At 68.4% G+C, this 17298-nt stretch carries 15 protein-coding genes and 1 pseudogene; 4 read left to right on the top strand and 12 right to left on the bottom strand.

Going from position 1 to position 17298, the window contains the following annotated elements:
* The 3 genes and pseudogenes from ACFXN1_RS49445 to ACFXN1_RS49435 form a co-directional block, all read right to left on the bottom strand.
* Window positions 1-1962, bottom strand: a pseudogene (locus ACFXN1_RS49445) (DNA-directed RNA polymerase subunit beta); the annotation flags it as partial.
* A gap of 792 nt (window positions 1963-2754) precedes the next feature.
* A complete protein-coding gene (locus tag ACFXN1_RS49440) occupies window positions 2755-3636 on the bottom strand; it encodes a sigma-70 family RNA polymerase sigma factor (protein ID WP_379445590.1) in 882 nt (293 codons plus the stop codon).
* Between the two features lie 2 nt (window positions 3637-3638).
* Window positions 3639-4034 carry a VOC family protein gene (locus ACFXN1_RS49435; RefSeq protein WP_379445589.1) on the bottom strand — a complete coding sequence of 132 codons (396 nt, stop codon included), beginning with the start codon at window positions 4032-4034 and terminating at the stop codon, window positions 3639-3641.
* A 240-nt stretch (window positions 4035-4274) separates the two neighbouring features.
* On the opposite strand from ACFXN1_RS49435, the gene ACFXN1_RS49430 reads away from it, so the two are divergent.
* From ACFXN1_RS49430 to infA, 3 genes are all read left to right on the top strand, one after another.
* A complete protein-coding gene (locus ACFXN1_RS49430; RefSeq protein ID WP_379402090.1) occupies window positions 4275-4499 on the top strand; it encodes a hypothetical protein in 225 nt (74 codons plus the stop codon).
* A gap of 225 nt (window positions 4500-4724) precedes the next feature.
* Entirely contained in the window at window positions 4725-5519 is a 795-nt protein-coding gene (locus ACFXN1_RS49425; RefSeq protein WP_379445587.1) for a GNAT family N-acetyltransferase, read from the top strand.
* On the top strand, window positions 5516-5740 hold the full coding sequence (gene infA / locus ACFXN1_RS49420; protein WP_356996338.1) for a translation initiation factor IF-1: 225 nt from the start codon (window positions 5516-5518) through the stop codon (window positions 5738-5740). Before ACFXN1_RS49425 ends, infA begins: the two co-directional genes overlap by 4 nt.
* Before the next feature lie 94 nt (window positions 5741-5834).
* Here infA and ACFXN1_RS49415 read toward each other — a convergent pair whose 3' ends face one another.
* A complete protein-coding gene (locus tag ACFXN1_RS49415) occupies window positions 5835-6413 on the bottom strand; it encodes a dihydrofolate reductase family protein (RefSeq protein ID WP_379445586.1) in 579 nt (192 codons plus the stop codon).
* Window positions 6414-6555: 142 nt separating this feature from the next.
* Here ACFXN1_RS49415 and ACFXN1_RS49410 point away from each other — a divergent pair, with 142 nt between their 5' ends.
* Window positions 6556-7560, top strand: a complete 1005-nt coding sequence (locus tag ACFXN1_RS49410; protein WP_379445585.1) for a sigma-70 family RNA polymerase sigma factor — start codon at window positions 6556-6558, stop codon at window positions 7558-7560.
* A gap of 9 nt (window positions 7561-7569) precedes the next feature.
* On the opposite strand, the gene ACFXN1_RS49405 is transcribed toward ACFXN1_RS49410, so the two are convergent.
* From ACFXN1_RS49405 to ACFXN1_RS49370, 8 genes are read right to left on the bottom strand one after another with little or no spacing between them, the layout of a single operon-like run.
* Entirely contained in the window at window positions 7570-8430 is an 861-nt protein-coding gene (locus ACFXN1_RS49405; RefSeq protein ID WP_379402085.1) for an amidohydrolase family protein, read from the bottom strand.
* Window positions 8431-8441: 11 nt separating this feature from the next.
* Complete coding sequence (locus tag ACFXN1_RS49400) at window positions 8442-9182, bottom strand: SDR family NAD(P)-dependent oxidoreductase (protein ID WP_379445584.1); 741 nt, start codon at window positions 9180-9182, stop codon at window positions 8442-8444.
* A 54-nt stretch (window positions 9183-9236) separates the two neighbouring features.
* Complete coding sequence (locus ACFXN1_RS49395; protein WP_379445583.1) at window positions 9237-10388, bottom strand: glycosyltransferase; 1152 nt, start codon at window positions 10386-10388, stop codon at window positions 9237-9239.
* A 49-nt stretch (window positions 10389-10437) separates the two neighbouring features.
* Window positions 10438-11757: a glutamate-1-semialdehyde 2,1-aminomutase gene (locus ACFXN1_RS49390; RefSeq protein WP_379464073.1), complete on the bottom strand. Its 1320-nt coding sequence runs from the start codon at window positions 11755-11757 to the stop codon at window positions 10438-10440.
* A complete protein-coding gene (locus tag ACFXN1_RS49385; RefSeq protein WP_379445580.1) occupies window positions 11750-13048 on the bottom strand; it encodes a GNAT family N-acetyltransferase in 1299 nt (432 codons plus the stop codon). The genes ACFXN1_RS49390 and ACFXN1_RS49385 overlap by 8 nt, the downstream gene beginning before the upstream one ends.
* Window positions 13045-14430 (bottom strand): glycosyl hydrolase family 28-related protein, encoded by a 1386-nt coding sequence (locus ACFXN1_RS49380; RefSeq protein WP_379445592.1) that lies wholly within the window; start codon window positions 14428-14430, stop codon window positions 13045-13047. The genes ACFXN1_RS49385 and ACFXN1_RS49380 overlap by 4 nt, the downstream gene beginning before the upstream one ends.
* Entirely contained in the window at window positions 14430-15731 is a 1302-nt protein-coding gene (locus ACFXN1_RS49375; RefSeq protein WP_379445579.1) for a Wzz/FepE/Etk N-terminal domain-containing protein, read from the bottom strand. The genes ACFXN1_RS49380 and ACFXN1_RS49375 overlap by 1 nt, the downstream gene beginning before the upstream one ends.
* Window positions 15722-17098 (bottom strand): hypothetical protein, encoded by a 1377-nt coding sequence (locus tag ACFXN1_RS49370; protein ID WP_379445578.1) that lies wholly within the window; start codon window positions 17096-17098, stop codon window positions 15722-15724. Before ACFXN1_RS49370 ends, ACFXN1_RS49375 begins: the two co-directional genes overlap by 10 nt.
* Window positions 17099-17298 lie beyond the last annotated feature (200 nt).

Genomic DNA, 17298 nt, shown 5'->3' with positions numbered 1-17298 from the left:
CGAACGCTCGAACTTACGCAGCCGGTACGAACGGCGAGTGCCGTCGTCGTGCATGACGGTGATGAAGTCGGCCGAAACCTCCTCCACCACACCGGGTTTCTCGTTCAGCACGACATCGCCGGAATCGATCGCCGCCCGCATTTCCATACCGGTGCCCACCAGTGGAGCCTCCGAGCGAATGAGCGGCACCGACTGCTTCTGCATGTTCGCGCCCATGAGGGCACGGTTGGCGTCGTCGTGCTCGAGGAACGGAATCATGGCGGTCGCGACCGACACCATCTGGCGCGGTGACACGTCCATGTAGTCGACGGCGGCGGCATGGACCAGCTCGACTTCGGAGTTCTTGCGCCGCACCGCGATTCGATCGGACACGAAGCGCCCCGCCGCATCCAGCGCTTCGTTGGCCTGCGCCACCACGTGCAGGTCCTCTTCGTCGGCGGACAGGTAGTCGATCTCGTCGGTCACCCGGCCCTCGGTCACCCGCCGGTACGGAGTCTCGATGAACCCGAACGGATTGACCCGCGCGTACACCGACAGATACCCCATCAGGCCGATATTCGGTCCCTCCGGCGTCTCGATCGGGCACATCCGGCCGTAGTGGCTGTAGTGCACATCGCGCACCTCGAGGCTGGCGCGTTCCCGGTTGAGCCCGCCGGGCCCGAGCGCCGAGAGCCGCCGCTTGTGGGTGAGGCTCGACAGCGGATTGCGGTGATCCATGAACTGCGAGAACTGGGAGGTTCCGAAGAACTCTCGCAGCGCCGCCACGACCGGCCGGATGTTCAGCAGCGACTGCGGGGTCACGGCCTCGATGTCCTGGGTCGTCATGCGTTCGCGCACCACGCGTTCCATGCGTGACAGGCCCAGCCGCAGCTGGTTCTGGATGAGCTCGCCGACGGTGCGGACCCGGCGATTGCCGAAGTGGTCGATATCGTCGACCTCGACCGGGACCTCGATGCCGCCGGGCGCGGTCATCACCTTCTCGCCCGCGTGCAGCCGCACCAGGTAGTCGATGATGGTGACGAGGTCCTCCTCGGTGAGCACCGGCGAGCCGACCGCCTCGGCCGTGTGGATGCCGAGTTTCTTGTTCACCTTGTAGCGGCCGACGCGGGCCAGGTCGTAGCGCTTCTCCTTGAAGAAGAGATTCTCCAGCAGCGTCTGCGCAGACTCCTTGGTCGGCGGCTCGCCGGGGCGCAGCTTGCGGTGGATGTCCAGCAGCGCCTCGTCGGTGCCGGGCGTGTTGTCCTTCTCCAGCGAGGTCAGCATGATGCCGGAGTGGCCGAAGCGCTCGGCGATCTGCTCGCTGGTCCAGCCGAGCGCCTTGAGCAGGACCGTCACCGGCTGCCGGCGCTTGCGATCGATCCGGACGCCGACGGTGTCGCGCTTGTCCACGTCGAACTCCAGCCACGCACCGCGGGAGGGGATGACGCGCGCGGAATACAGTGTCTTCTCGGTGGATTTGTCGATGCTCTCGTCGAAATAGACGCCGGGGGAGCGGATCAGCTGCGAGATGACCACGCGCTCGGTGCCATTGATGACGAAGGTGCCCGTGCCGGTCATCATCGGGAAATCGCCCAGGAATACCGTCTGGGATTTGATCTCCCCGGTGTTGTGATTGATGAACTCCGCGGTCACGAAAAGCGATGCCGCGTAGGTCAGATCCCGGTCCTTGCACTCCTCGATCGAGGTCTTGACGTCCTCGAAGCGGGGTTCGGACAGGGTCAGCGACATGGTTCCCGCGAAGTCCTCGATGGGGCTCATCTCGTCGAGTACCTCCTCCAGCCCGCTGGCGCGCGTGGCGCCGTGCGCGGCCGTCCGGGCGCGCCAATCGGGCGCGCCGATCAGCCAGCCGAACGAATCGGTCTGCACCTGCAGGAGATCCGGAACTGCCAGGGGCTCGGTCACCGTGGCGAACGAAACCCGCTCGGTCTGATTCGAGACTGCCAAAATGCGTCCTTCCAGCACCTCGCGCCGCCCGCGCAGGCGGTCGGTCGCGGTATCTGCTTGTCCTGTGGCCGTAATTCACGCGCACCGGCGCCGGCCGTCCGAACATGACTCGACAACAACGGGTGGATGAAGCCGCACGCAGACAGCGCGACCTTCCACGGTCATTTCACATTTCGAGAGTCGGACAGCACCCGCCCAGGCGCGAAATCTCAAATTACACCCGAAGTCAACAGATGTCGAGAGGCGCAAAGAAATCGACACCGATATTCCGGTGTCTTCCCATTTCAATAATGACACCGCGGAACACAATTCGTCAAGTCAATTGCCGCCTCCCGTTCGCGGCCTCCTGACCAGCGTGAAAGCGACTGAGCGGCAGCATGTTCGGCTCTGCACGCCAGGGTGTGGCCGTGCAGCAATTCGTATCTTGCGACGACCATGACCGGGTGCAGACCCGTATTCAGTGATGTTCGCACTGCACCGGCCCAGCGGACTGTGCCTGGTCGAACTGTGGATCATGATCCGCGGCCATGCCTATCCCGCGGCCTGCGGATCTTCGCGGAAGCGATTGTGGCCGAGGCGGATTCGGGTCGTGACTTCGAGACTTCTTTCGACACGCTCCCGTATCGCGGCGACCGGATGTGGGACCACCGCACTGCCCACCGGGAAGACAGTGGTCCCCCTGCCTCCTCGCCCAGATCCTCGATGGCAGCTGCGGCAGAGTCGAATTGGAACGCGCCTACCCGGATCCCGCAGGGCTGGTCGCCGGCGTCCGAAACCTGCTCGACGCCCGCGGCGCGGCCGGTCGGTGATTCAGGCCGAACCGGGTAGGTGCATCGCGGCGAGGCGGTGCGGGTCGGCGAGCAGGGTGATGGCGGTGATGCGATGGCCGGCGACGGCGAGGGACATGACGGATAGCGGGGTGCCGTCCTCGCGCCAGGAGATGTAGCCGGGCAGATTGTCGACGAGGACCGGCTGGTGGCGGGTGACCGCGCCGGAGAAACTGCGTGCGCGCGTGGCTACTTCGGTGGCGCCGAGGGTGACGAACACGCCGCCGGGGGTGTGGACGGTGAGCCGCACCTCGGGGTCGAGGACGCGGAGGAGCGCCTCGAAGTCGCCGCCCACCGCGGCCCGGCGGAACGCTTCGGCCACCGCCCGCTGTTCGCGCCCGGGCGCGGCCGGGTGCTCGCCGGCGCCCTGCACCTTCCGGCGGGCGCGGCTGGCGATCATCTTGGTGGCGGCGGCGGATTTGCCGAGGATCCGGCCGATCTCGGCGAACGGCACCGCGAACATGTCGTGCAGCACGAAGGCCAGGCGCTCGCTGGGGCCGAGCGAGTCCAGGACGACCAGCAGCGCCAGGCCCACCGAATCGGCCAGGGCGACATACTCTTCCGGTTCGGTGGCGCCGTGGTCGGCGGTGACGACGAACTCGGGCAGGCCGTCGTAGGACGACTCCTGGCGGGCCTGGCGCGAGCGCAGCAGGTCCAGGCTGATCCGGCCGACGACCGTGGTGAGCCAGCCCGCGAGGTTGTCGATGGCGGCGGCGTCCTGGCGGGCCAGCCGCATCCAGGCTTCCTGCACCACGTCCTCGGCATCGGCATGCGAGCCCAGGACGCGGTACGCGACCGCCCGCAGCCGATCGCGCTGTGCCTCGAAGGCCGCGGCCACCGGGTCCGTCGAGCCGGATCCGGCCATGGCTACCGTCCCCGCCGCTGCTGCCGCAGCGAGATCCGGTTCCCGTCCGGGTCCACCGCCTCGATGCGCACCCCGAACGGATACTCCATCGGTTCCGGATCGATGAACGTCACGCCCCTGTCCCGCAGCACCTCGAAGTCCTTCCACAAGTTGTCCGATTCGAGAATGAGCGGCCCGGGTGCGACCACCTCCGGACCCCCGGTCGGCTGCCCGGCCGCCTCCGGAAGCAGCCACAAAATGATCTCCACGGGACTCCCGGACGCCCTGACGGTCAGGAACCGCCCGTCGGGCCCGGCATAGTCCACCTGCTTCTCCAGCCCGAGCCCTTCGGTGTAGAACTGCAGCGCCCGGTCCTGATCGGTCACATAGACGGTGACATACAAAATATTCGACAGCACCCTGTCCTCCATTCCTCGGTCCGGCGACCCCGGTCGATGTCGGTCGCCACCCTGTATGACGCGGGCCGGCCCGAGAAGGTAACCGGCCCGGTCGCGGCCGCCGTCGTGCCGATGCTCGGTAGGTAACGAATCGGCCGAATCGCGGCACGGTTGAGGCAGGCGTCCGATGACGGCGACTAGCGTCGGACGACGTGGTCCGACAGGACCCCGATCCGCCCCTCACCTCGACAGGAGGATCAGGTGACCGAGCCAGCCAAACCCTCACTGCTGTCGAAGATCTCGATGAAGCAGTGGATCGCGATCGTCCTCACCGTGCTGGCGGTGATGTTCATCGCGGAGAACCGGCACCGGGTGGACATCGAATTCCTGCTGATGACCATCCGTTCGCCGATGTGGCTGGTGCTGCTGGTGACCTTCGCCATCGGCTGGGTCGTGGGCGTCCTGACCGTGCGATCCCGTCGCTGAGACAGCCCATTCTTGTGCTTCATCTTCGGTCCGTGGCGGAAAATACCTTGCGCGGACGGTGATTCGGTCTGCTAGCCTGCTGCCTACCGTGGCATCAGGCGAGGAGGTGAGACCCGTGAACACAGTACCGATGTGGGGGCTCCCTCTCGTCGTCACGGATTGGCGAACGCTGTAGTTGTCGCCGGGAGCGCCTGCCTGACAAGGCAATCCCGAAAGGTGACGACGATGAATACTTCGGATATCTCTTCGCGTGCGGGCGATTCCGCCGCGATCACCCGGGTCGCGCTGACCCGATGGCAAGCCGTGGAGAACGACCTGGTGGTCGGGTGCGGCGATATTTCGACACGACCCGACGGACGGCTGTTCGTCAGCATCGACGCCTGGCACGACGCGGTGTTCGACCAACTCGCGGCCGCGATGCTCCCCACCCTGCGCAGGCCACTGCACACCGTCGTCGACGAGAACGACGCCGACCTGCTGTCCCGGTGGGCGCGAGCCGGTTTCACGACCCGGCGCCGGGAATGGGAGTACCTGATCCCCACCGATCCCGCCGGCACCGGGCTGCATGCGGTCCTCCCGCCACCGGACATCACGATCGTGCCGGCCGGGCGCGCGGCGGCGGAACCGCTGCGCGCCGTGGACCGGGTCATCCGCGACGAGGTGGAGGCGGCGGTCGGCTGGCAGGAGATGCCGGCCGAGATCCTGGGCGGGTACGACGGTGACACCATCGTGGACCGGTCGAAATACGTGGCGGCGGCCCAGGCCGGCCGCTACGTGGGCCTGCTCCGCGTGGTGCAGGTGACCCGGCTACCGCGGATCGGACTGGTCGCGGTCCGGGCGGACCAGCAGCGTCGCGGCATCGCCCGCGCAATGCTGGCCCACACCCTGTCCACGCTGCACCACCGTGGCATCGCCACCGCCTCGGCCGAGGTGAACGAATCCAACGCCTCGGCCACCGCACTGTTCGACGGCATCGGCGCCCGGCGCGTGAACAGCAACCTGGAACTGGTGCTGCGATGACCAAGACCGGAAAGGGAATTGAAATCGAGGGCACCGTCGTCGAGTGCCTGCGCAATGCCACCTTCACGGTGGAACTGCCCAATGGGCATCAGGTCCTCGCGCACATCAGCGGCAAGATCCGGAAGAACTACATCAAGATTCTCCCGGCCGACCGCGTCCTCGTGGAACTGAGCCCCTACGACCTCACCCGCGGCCGAATTCTGTTCCGGTACAGGACGTAACGGGCACGGGCGGCGGCTCCCGGTGGAAGGCTGTCGAAACCGGAGTCGGAGAGCCCAGCCGCCGGGTGGGCGGCTGGGCCCTCCGGGCGTGGGTTCAGGCGTCGCGGAGGAATTCGTAGGCGTAGTACACCAGGCCGTCGCCGATCTGCCGGGTCTCGATGAGACGCAACGGTTTCGCGGCGGTGGTCCGATCGAAGAGACGCTTGCCCTCGCCGAGGACGACGGGGAAGACGACGAGGCGGAGTTCGTCGGCCAGGTCGTGCTCGATCATTGTGCGCAGCAGCTCATAGCTGGCGTAGACGATGATCTCGCCCTCCACGGACCGCTTCAGGGCCGCGATCTCGGAGACGGCGTCGCCTTTGAGGACCGTCGCGTTGATCCACTGCGGGGGTTCGGTGGTCGAGGACACGACATGCTTGGGGAGGCTGTTCAATTTGTCGGCCCAGACCCCGGTGCGGGAATTCCATCGCGGCGCGAACCATTCGTCGCTGCGGCGGCCGAGCAGCATGGCGTCGGCGCCCAGCGCCTCCCGCGTCTCGAGTTCGGCCCAGGCCTGGAAATCGGTGCTGTCGGGCGCCGGGAACCAGCCGCCGCGGGCGAAGCCCTCCCGCCCGTCGGGGTCCTGGACGACGCCGTCGAGGCTGACATTGGTGGTGATGACGATCGTGCCCATGCGGGTCTCCTTGATCGGTGTGTTCGGTTGCTGCTGAGGTAGAAACCGGAGCCAGCCGAAACTGGGCGCGCGCCCACCGCCCAGTTCGCGCCCGGGCCGGTGTCGATATGCACGAGCAGTCGAGACGGAAGAGGTGGCGAGAGTGGTAGTCGACGATCCGATCGTGGCCGCGCGGGCCGGGAGCAGCGCGGCGTTCGCGGAGCTGACCGAGCCGTACCGGCGTGAGCTGCTGGTGCACTGCTACCGGATGCTGGGGTCCCTGCAGGACGCCGAGGACGCCCTGCAGGAGACGCTGCTGAGTGCGTGGCGCGGCCTGGACGGCTTCGAGGAGCGTGCCTCGCTACGGACCTGGCTCTACCGGATAGCTACCAATCGCTGCCTCAACGCGCGCCGCTCGGCGAGCCGGCGACCGGCCGAGGAGTGGAACGTGCCCCATGTACAGCCACCTGAGCCGACCCGGCTCGGCGAGATCGTCTGGCTCGAACCGCTCCCGGAGGATCTGGTGGCGGGTGCGATCGCGATGCCGCTGGGCCCGGAAGCCCGCCTCGAGCAGACCGAGTCCATTTCACTGGCGTTCGTGACGGCCCTGCAGCGGCTGCCGCCGCGCCAGGTGGCCGTCCTCATCCTGCGTGATGCCCTGGGATTCCCCGCGGCGGAGGTGGCGGGCATGCTCGACACCACCGTCGACTCGGTCAACAGCGCACTCAAGCGTGCCCGTGCCGGCCTGCGGCACCGGCTGCCCGCGACCGCCGAGGGGGAATCGGCCCCGCGTTCGGCCGCGCAGGACGCGGTCGCGGCGAAGTTCGCCACGGCGTGGGAGTCCGCCGATCTGGACGCGTTGGTAGCCCTGCTGACCGACGACGTGTTCATGTCGATGCCGCCGATGCCCTTCGAATACGTCGGCCTCGAGACCGTAACCCGTTTCTGCGCAGCGATATTCGGCGCGGGCCGCCGCTTCGACCTGGTGGCGACCAGCGCCAATGGCCAGCCCGCGTTCGGGGCCTATCTGCGCGGCCCCGACGGCACCGCCCACGGCACCGGCCTCTACGTCCTGACCCTCGCCGGCGACCGGATCAGCGGGCTGACCAGGTTCGACACCGCCGTGCTCCCACGCTTCGGGCTGCCCCGATCACTGCCGAACCGCTAGCCGCGTCGCCTATTTCAGGCGGTAGGTGTCGAGCGCGTTGGCCTGGTAGAAGAACTCGGCCTCCTGATCGGTGGCGTCGGTGGTGACGATGTGGTCGATCGCCGAGACCAGCTCGGTGTAGGTCCCGGCCAGCGAATCCACCGGCATGTTGGACGCGAACATCAGCCGCCGCCACCCCCACAGCGCCACACTCGATTCCAGCCAGTACTCGAGCGACGGCCACGCCAGATCCCGGCAGATGAGCCCGAACCCCGAGAGCTTGCACAGCCACTGAGTCTCCTTGGCCGCCAAGGAGATCGCATTGTGCCAGGCGGAGCGGGCCTCGGAGGAATGCCCCTGCGGGAACCCCAGGTGCTCGAGCACCACCCGCAGTTCCGGGTACCCCGCCAGGAAGTCGATCCAGTCGAGAATCTCGCCGGGCTCGGTCACCAGATCGAAGACCGCGTCGTGCTCCTGCAGCCAGCTCGCGAGGGCATCCGCCGCAGGCGTATTCGGCGACAGCCCTTCGAAAACCCGTACCCCGCGGAACCGCTCGGTGCGGGCCTGCTCGTCGAGATGCGCGATCAGCTCGGTCGTCGGCAGGGTGGGATCGACCGCCCCGACGATCGCGAACGGCCGCGAGCCGGCCGCGGCAATGCCGTCCACCCAACGAGTTTCGTCCAGATAGGCATGCGGCGCGGTGGTGGCCGACACGTGCACCAGCCCGGCCACCTCGATCGAGCCCAGCCCCCGATCGAAGTCGGCCGGTAGAAAGTTCTGCGCGATGTCGGGTCGACCGGCGGCGGCGAATCTCGCCAGGCCCGGATACCAGGCATGCGCACCGGTGTCCCACAGGTGCATGTGGGCGTCGACGAGGGGGAGAGAGGGCATGTGGGCAACTCCTACTGCATGGTGATGCCGCCGCTGACGCTGATCAGCTGGCCGGTGACGTAGCTGGCTTCCGGGCTTGCCAGCCATGCGATGAGGGAGGCTACTTCGTCCGGTCGGCCCAGGCGTTTGAGGGGGATGGATTTTTCGAGGGCGGTGAGGGTTTCGGGGTGATCGGCCATGGTGTGGGCAACCATGCGGCCCTCCAGCGGTCCTGGGCAGACCACGTTGACGGTGACGCCGTCGCGGGCCACCTCCCGGGCGAGGGATTTGGCGAAACCGAACAGGCCGGATTTGGATGCGGCGTAGACGGTTTCGCCGAAGGCGCCGGCTCGCGCGCCGTCGGAGGCGACGAACACGATGCGGGCGGCCTCGGCGTCGAGCATGCCGGGCAGCAGCAGCTGGGTCAGGCGCATGGGCCCGCGCAGATTCACCTGGAACATGAGGTCCCAGGCGAGGGTTCCGCTGTCCAGGAACGGTTCCACGACGGCGACCCCGGCACAGTGCACCACGGCCGAGACCCGCCCGCGGACCGTCCGGGCGGCAGCTTCGATGCTCTCCGCGCTCGTCAGATCCAGTTCCAGCGCAGTGGCTTCCGCCCCCAGCTCCGCCGCACACGCCCGCGCACCCTCGGCATCGACATCCGCGACCCACACGGGCCGTCCGGCGTCCACCAGTCGCCGCGCCACCGCGCCCCCGACATCCCCTGCCCCACCGGTCACCAGCGCGCCGGATACCGCTCCGACACCACCCACTGCCTCACCCTGTTCCGCTGTTCTCGAATCCGTCCGGATTCTATGAATAGTCGGTCAGCGGGAATTGCGCGACACAATGTCCGCGATTCGGCCGCGGAATGCCTCGGGGGAGAAGGTGACGGCGTGCTTGCGGATGGTTTCGGGGTGATAGTCGGACGGGTCGAAATCCCGCATCACCCGGGCGAATCCGGCCACCACCGAATCGTCGGAACCGGTCGGAATGTGTTCGCCGGAGATGCCGGGCACGACGGTGTCGAGCGCCCCGCCCTCACCGACCGCCAGCACCGGTGCGCCACAGGCCATGGCCTCCACCGGGACGATGCCGAAATCCTCCACGCCGGGCATGAGCAGCGCCCGGCAGCGGCGGTACATGTCCTGCAGCACCTCGTCGGAGGCCGCGCCCAGGAAGGTGGTCTCCGGGCCCGCCAGCGCCGCCAGCTGACGGCGATAGCGGCCGTCGCCGAGGATCACCAGGCGCACCCCGGCCGCGCGGGCGGCGCGAATGGCGAGATCGGGGCGCTTGTAGGGCACGAGCCGGCCCGCGAAGAGGAAGAAATCCTCCCGGCCGATGCGCGGATCGGGGGAGAAACGGTCCACGCGCACAGGCGGATTCACCACCGACGCGGGCAATCCCCACCAGTCCCGCACCCGATCGGCCACCGCCTGCGAGTTCGCCACCACGTGCGCGAGCCGCGGCGCGGCCCGCAGTTCGTTGCGCCGGGCCAGCGCGCCCAGCGCCATCAGAATGGCCTGCCCCGCCCGTCCTCCGGCCTCCCGGGCCCGGAACGCGCTGTCCCAGGCCCACCGGGCCGGGCTGTGCACATAGGCGATCACCGGTGCGGTGGTGGCGAAGACCGCCTGGGTCGCGAAGGCGTGATGGCTCACCACCACCGCGTCGTACTCGCCGTCGAGTGGAAGACTGCGCAGCGTTCCCGGCACGAAGGGCAGCAGCGGCGCATGCGACCGCCGCCCGCTCGCCGAGTAGGCGCGCGACAGCCAGGTGTCGTACACGAGTCCGGTTGCCGCCGAGCCCGTTTCGATCGAGGGCCCTGCCGCCGCCAAGAGTGCGCGCGTGCACTCCGCGTCGGTGATGGGCGCGAAAACCGGTGCGCCGGGCCAGGTTTTCATGAACTCGGCGACCACGGCCTCGGAGCCGCCGTATTCGGTGAATCGCTCGTGGACGAGGGCGATCCGGGGTGCGGACATCACAGCTCCTGGGTTACGGCGCGAGACTGGGTTACGGCGCGAGACTGGGTTACGGTGCGAGACGACGCGGTGCCGCCGTGCGCCGCAGCGCCGGAGCCACCGGCCGTCCGGCGAGCAGGCCGTCCACCGTGCCCTGTTCGAGGGCCTTGCGGTAGGTCTTGGCCGCCGACTGGCAGGCATCGATGGTGTGGTCGATATCGGCGTCGGTGTGCGCGGCCGAGTTCACGAACGACTGCCCCAGCACACCCCGGTCCAGCAGCTCCTGCAGGAACAACGTCCGATAGGGCTGGGAGGGAACACCTTCCGGGTCCCGGGTGAGGAACACCAGGCACGACGGCCGGCCCGCCACCTCGAGATGATCACCGATACCGAGGTCCGCGGCAATGGCATTGACCCCGGCGGCGAGGCGGCGGCCGGATTCCTCCATGCGCGCCACCGGATCGGTGTCGCGGTAGGTCTGCACGACGGCCCGGAAGGCCGCCAGGGACGCGGTTTCCGGCCCGTGGGTGGTCGACAGCAGGAAGACCCGGTCCGCGTCGGTGCGCAGCCCGCCCAGCTCCATGTACTCGCGTTTGCCGGCCAGCGCCGAGAGCGGGAACCCGTTGGCCATAGCCTTGCCCCAGCACGACAGGTCGGGGGCTACACCGTAGATCCGCTGCGCCCCGCCGGCGGACCAGCGGAACCCGGTGATCATCTCGTCGAAGACCAGCAGCGCGCCGTACCGGTCGCACAGCGCGCGTACGCCTTCCAGGAAGCCCGGCGCGGGTTCGGACAGGGCCGTGGCCTGTTCGAGGATCACGCACGCGATCGCGGTGCGGTGCATGGCCGTTTCCAGCGATGCCAGGTCGTTGTAGCGGAATCGCACCGTCGGAACCGCCGGTATCCCCGCGTTCATCTCGGTGGTGCCGATGAACCAGTCGTCGACCGAGAAGAACGGCTGCTCGCAGATCGCCACCGCCTCCCACCCGGTCACCGCGCGCGCCAGCCGCACCGCGGCCGTCGTGGTGTCGGAGCCGTTCTTGGCGAACTTCACCATGTCCGCGCCCGGCACCAGGCTCAGGAAATCCTGGGCCGCCAACAGTTCCAGCTCGGTCGGCCGGGAGAAGTTGACCCCGTCGGCGATGGTCCGCGCCACCGCCTCGACCACCGGCGCGAACCCGTGGCCGAGGGTCACCGAGCGCAGCCCCATGCCGTACTCGACATACTCGTTGCCGTCCGCGTCCCACACCCGGGCACCCTTGCCGCGCACCAGGATCGGGGCCATGGCCTCCGGATACTGGTCCGCGCCACGCGCGTAGGTGTGCGCGCCGCCCGGGACCAGATCGTGCAGGCGCGCCTGCAGGGCGGCACTGCGCCGGTAGTCACGCATGATCGGCACCCCCGGCGGTGATGGCCCACAGTTCGTGGTCGCCGCGGTGCCCGTCGAGTCCGGTGTAGCTGCGCATGGTTCCCTCCTTGTGCAGTCCCGCCGAGGCGGCGACCGCGGCCGACGCGGTATCCCCGGCCGCGACGGCCGTGTATACGCGGAACAGACCGAGCCGGTCGAAGGCGTGTGCCAGCAGGGCCCGGGTTGCCGCCAGGCGGACTCCGTCGTCGGCGTGGGCGGGATCGGCCCAGATGTGCATCCGGGCGTTGCGATCGAACATGTCGAGGTCGAACAGCCGGGCCTCCCCGGCGTAGGTGCCCGCGGCGTCGAGGACGAGCAGCAGACCGGCGGGGGAGCGCACTCCCGCTGTGCTGCGGGCGAATTCGCGCCACCAGGACGAACCGGTGCTATCGGTTCCGTCGGTCGCCGGGGGCGCCCCGTTACGCCGGGCGGTCGCGCGGGCCGCGCCGTCGGAGGGCCGGAGGCTGCGCAGCGCCATCCGGTCGAACCCGGTCAGCCGGAGCGTGACGGGCCGGGTGGGCAGCGTCTGCCGGGCAGCCCGCCACAGCTGGCCCGCGCGATACCGGGCCACGACCCCGAAAATTGTTGCTGTATCAGGTATTCCGTTCGACTCCGGTGCTCCGGTGGGTTCGTCCGGGGGCGGGGTTCGATGTTCGAGCGTGCGCTCGGTCCACATCTCGGTGAATCCCTTGGGCGGAATCTCGGCCCGCGTCATCGACCACAGATCGTGATCGGCCCGCGCCCCGCCCACATCGAAGTGCAGCCGCATGCGGGCCTCGCGCACGAACCCGATCTGGACCGCACCACTGGTGGCCGCCGTGTTTCCCGGCGAGATGGGCGCATTGATGCGCTCCAGCCCCAGCACCTCGAAGCTGAAGTCGAGGATCAATCCCGCCGCGATCCCGCCGAACCCGTGCCGCCCCATCCGGGCGTCGATCCAGATCCCCATCTCGCCCTGCCGGGCCTGCGGATCGATATTGCCGATCTCCACCTGCCCGGCGAAGCGCCCGTCGATCTCGATGACGGTGGCGACCCGCCGCCCGGTGCGGGCATTGGTCGCCGCCTCCAGACATTCACGTACCCAGGCCTTCTCGCTGTGCCGGGTGTTCCAGTCCAGCGGCGAGGTGTGCCAGAACGGTTCCAGGAGTTCACGATTGCGCAGCCGCAGCCGCCGCCACTCCTGGTAGTCGGCGAAGCGCGGCAGCCGCAGCAGCAGGGTGCTGCCGTGCAGCCGTGCCGGGCCCAGTCGCAGTCGTGCCCCCGCGCCGCTCACGAGTGCGGTCGCTGCTTGCCCAGCGACGAGGTCTTGATCGCACCGTCCGTGCCCACCGACAGCCGCCAGTACGTGCCCGCCGAATCCTTCAACACGATTCCCCCTTCGCTGCGATCGGAAATATAAGCCCCACTGTTCAATACGGCCGACAATACGGTCCCGTCCCGGTCCTGGACCTGGAAGATGTCGGCATCGGGCTGACTCGCCTGCGCTACCGTGGTCCCGGCGAAGCGCGCGCCGTGGATCGCCCCGCGCCCGATGACGTGCCAGCCGTCCGGGAATGACCTGGGATCCACGTCCTGGTAGGACCCGGAGATGAGGTTGACGGCCGTGCCCTCCGCCACGCCCTTGGGATCCACCCGCACCTCGATGGGCGGCGCGTCCAGATCCGGATCGAACTGCACATTGGCCAGATACGGCTGGCGGCAGTGGATCAGGTCCAGGCACACCTTGCGCGCGGCCACCTTGCAGTTGACCAGACCGAACTGGGCGGGCCCGCCGGCCGGTCCGCCGATGGACAGCGCGGTATCGGCGCCTTCGAACCACACGTTGGTCAGCCACCAGTCGTTCGCGGGACCGTCCACCACCAGGTGCTTGTCGGTGGTCCTGGGATCGGTGTCGGACACGAATTCGACATTGGCCAAGGCCAATCCGGCATTGTGGTCGCCGCCGGTGCCGAGCACCCCGATGTGATTGTTGGTGAGTTTCGAGGACGTCACGTAGTTCTGGATGCACGAGGTGACGATCCCGTACCCGAAATTGTTGATATCGGAATTGATGACGGTCGTGCCCCCGGTGTTCTGATCCAGCACCAGTCCCCGCTGGTCCTGGAATCGGGGCGCGTTGTCGCTGAGATGGTTGCCGCGCAGCACCACCGAATCGAAGGTGCAGCGGAAGCACTCCGACAGCCGCACCGCGGTGGCCTTGGGGCCGGAGAAGTAGAAACCCAGGCGGGAGAAGCGAACCCGCTGCTTGCGCTGCAGTGCGATGAAGGTGTCATCGCCCTCGTAATTGATGGTGGTGACATCGGCCCCGTCGCCCAGCACCGTTGCGTAGTCGGCGAGCGCCGGGAACTTCTTCAGCGTGTACTGCCCGGCCGGGATGTAGAGCACCAGCGGCTTGTCGCCGACCGCGGCGGCCTTGGCGAAGGCGTCGGTGTCGTCGGCCTTCCCGTCCCCGACCGCGCCGAAGTCCTTCACATTCCGCGCCGACGGCTGATCGGTGACATGCGGTGAACGGAATTCCGTTGCGCCGGAATCGGTTTTGGCGCACGCGGCCGCGACCGGCAGGATGGCCGCCGCCCCGAGTCCGGCGGCCAGCAGCCGCCGGCGGCGCACGGCGGCCTCCGACCGGTTGTCCGTTGTCCCCCCGTCCTCCTCGATCACCGTTTCACCAGATCGAGCGGATGCTTGACGAGTTCGCCGACGCTGCGATGCGGCCGCGAGAAGACGACCGTGCCGATCATTCGCTTGTTGTCGTGGCCGAAGGTGGCCAGCGCCCCGCGCACCTGGTTGGAGGTGGTCTGCCCGAGCTCGATCACGCCGATGGTGGCGTCGACGCGCCGCGCCAGCGCGATGGCGTCGGCGGCCGCGGTGACGGGTGCGGCCTCCACCACGATGTGGTCGAATTCGCCGCGCAGCTTGGACATGATGTCGCTGAACCGCTCGGAGTCCAGCAGGTCGGGGGTGCGGAAGTCCATGCCGCCCAGCGGCAGCACGGTGATCCCCACCTCCGGCCAGGCCATCACGAACCCTGCGGGAGTCGCGTTGTTGCGCAACAGTTCCGAGAGTCCCGCCGCCGCGGCCGCCGGACTGCGCCGGGACGAGCCTTGTCCGGTGGTGTCGGCGTCCACCAGCACCACCCGCGCGCCGGTATCGGCGAAGGTGCGGGCCAGCCCGATCGCCACATCCGGTTCGGAGTGCGGCGACAGCGAGGTCAGCAGCAGGCTGACCAGCGCGGGATCCTCGGTGAGCCGGGTGCGCAGCCGGCGCAGCTCACCCGCCGCTCCGGGCCGCCCGTCGTCGACGATGCCCAGAATCGGCACGGGCAGAAAGGCTTCCAGCTCGGTGGAGGTGCGGACTCGCTTGTCGAGTTTGTCGCGCAGGATCGCCGCGCCCAGACCGACCATCAGTCCGGCCAGCACGCCGAGCATGTAGTAGCGCTTCTGCTGCGGTCCGCTGGGCTGGCTGGGCGTCTGGGCCTTGTCGATGACCTCCGCGCGAGCGGCGGGCGCGGCGTCGCTCTGGGTGACCTCGAGCCGGGAGACCAGCGCCCGGAACTGGGAGACCACCTCGTCGGCCAGGGTGCGCGCCCCGGCGGCGGTGGAGTCCTTCACCGTGATGATGATGATCGTGGTGGCCGGCGGCGAGACCGCGGTGATGCGGCCGCGCACGTCGTTCACCGAGCTCTTCAGGCCCAGCTGATCGTGCACGTAGGTGGCGACGGTGATGCTGGTGGCCAGATCCACGTACGAGCGCACGCGCTGCTGCGCGGCCAGCCCGCCCTGATAGGAGTCGTTGACCGAGGTCCCGGTGGCCATGGAGACGTACACCGAACTGGACGCGGTGTACTCGGTCGGCAGCGTGCTCGCGTATCCGTACGCCGCCCCCGTACAGATCACCACCGCGACCACGATTATCGGCCAGCGCCGCCGCAGCAACCGCCAGTAGTCGATCAAACCCATTGCGCTGTCCTCGTTTTCCCGGATGGAATCGATGCCCCCTGCAGCTGTTCCATCCGTCTTCGGAATTCACCAACAACCAGATATGCCAGCCATGCCAGCACCACGGCCTGCAGATATTTGCCGAGCATCTCGACGGTGCCTAGGATGCCGCGCTCGAACAGGACCGGGACCTCGATCACCGACAGGCCCAGGATCGCCATGGCCAGGTACCTGCTGTAGAGAGCCCGGATCCAGATCAACAGCAGCACGAACGTGATCGTGACCCCCACCGCGACACCGATGTAGCCGCCCAGCACATAGCCCTCGTTGATATTGCCCTCGGCCAGGGACACTTCCACCGTCGACATGTCCACCGAACGCCCGCGCACCTGCTCGGCCCAGGCGGCGCCGGATCGGAACTTCTCCGCGCCCAGCAGTTGGGTGGGAATCAGGCTCTGCACGGCGTGCTGCGCCACCTGACTCGGCGTCAGCCAGGAACTCGGCCCGGCGAACCAGGAGTCGGTGGCGGCCTCGAGCAGGTCGAAACGCCGCAGCATGCTCAGGAAGGGGTGCACCACCGTCGGATACTGCGCATCCACCTGTGCCGCTTCGGCTTTCGCGGCGGCGTCGGTCTTGAGCGACTGCAGCCAGCCGAAGCCGCCGATGGCGAGGCCGGTGATGCTCAGCACGCCGACCACCTTGACGCGCGTCCAGCCGGTCATGGCGAAGCGCACGGCGATGGCCAGCGCCGCGCCCATGATCGGGGTCTTGGACTGCACGGTGGCGGTCCACACCAGTTCGCCGCAGGTGAGCGCGCCGACCACCAGCGCGGTGGTGCGGCCGGACTCGTTGCGGTAGAACACGATCAGGCCGACCGCGCCGAGCGTGGCGAGAATGGTGACCAGGTTGATGAGCGGGTTCGGGCTCTCCAGTTCGCCCGCCTTGCCGGTGGTGCCGGTGGCGTAGGCCGCCAGCCGGCCCAGGGTGCCGACGCCGTAGAGCAGGAACAGGGTCTGGGTGAAGATGGGCTCGCCCGCGAAAGGTGCTACGCGCGGCGTGGTCTCGCGCGGGCGCAGCCGCACCCACAGCACGTAGCCGATGATCAGCGCGGCGTAGACCCAGAGTCCGAAGATGACCGGTTGCAGCACCGCGGCGATGCCGCCGTCGTAGCCGTATTCGTAGAGCCGCGGATCGGGCACGTTGTCGCCGTAACTGGGGACGGGCTGCACCCACAGCAGCACCACCGGCCGCGCGATATACGACAGCGACCAGTGCGCGGTCTGTGCGATCAGGAACACCCGGGCCACACCGGGCAGGAACATCGCGGCCACGACGATCGTCACCAGCGCGGCGGCGACGAGGAATACAGCGAATTGTGCGGAGGCCATCACTCTCCCATCACCCGTATGTCCGCGCCACGGGCCGGGGCGTTACCCGTTTGCGCGGCCGTTCTTTTCGCCGTCGGCGCGGCAGATCCGTTGCGCCGTTCCGGGCATGGGCGGCGCTGCGCGCGGCTACACTGTGCGGCCGGGTGCGCGCGGCCGCTCATGCCAGTGCGTCGATGATCTCGCGGGCGCGGTCCACGTAC

The sequence above is a fragment of the Nocardia sp. NPDC059154 genome, assembly GCF_042755705.1.
Classification (GTDB): domain Bacteria; phylum Actinomycetota; class Actinomycetes; order Mycobacteriales; family Mycobacteriaceae; genus Nocardia.
Note: the sequence above shows the minus strand (reverse complement) of the source record. Positions and strands in the feature narration are given on the sequence as shown.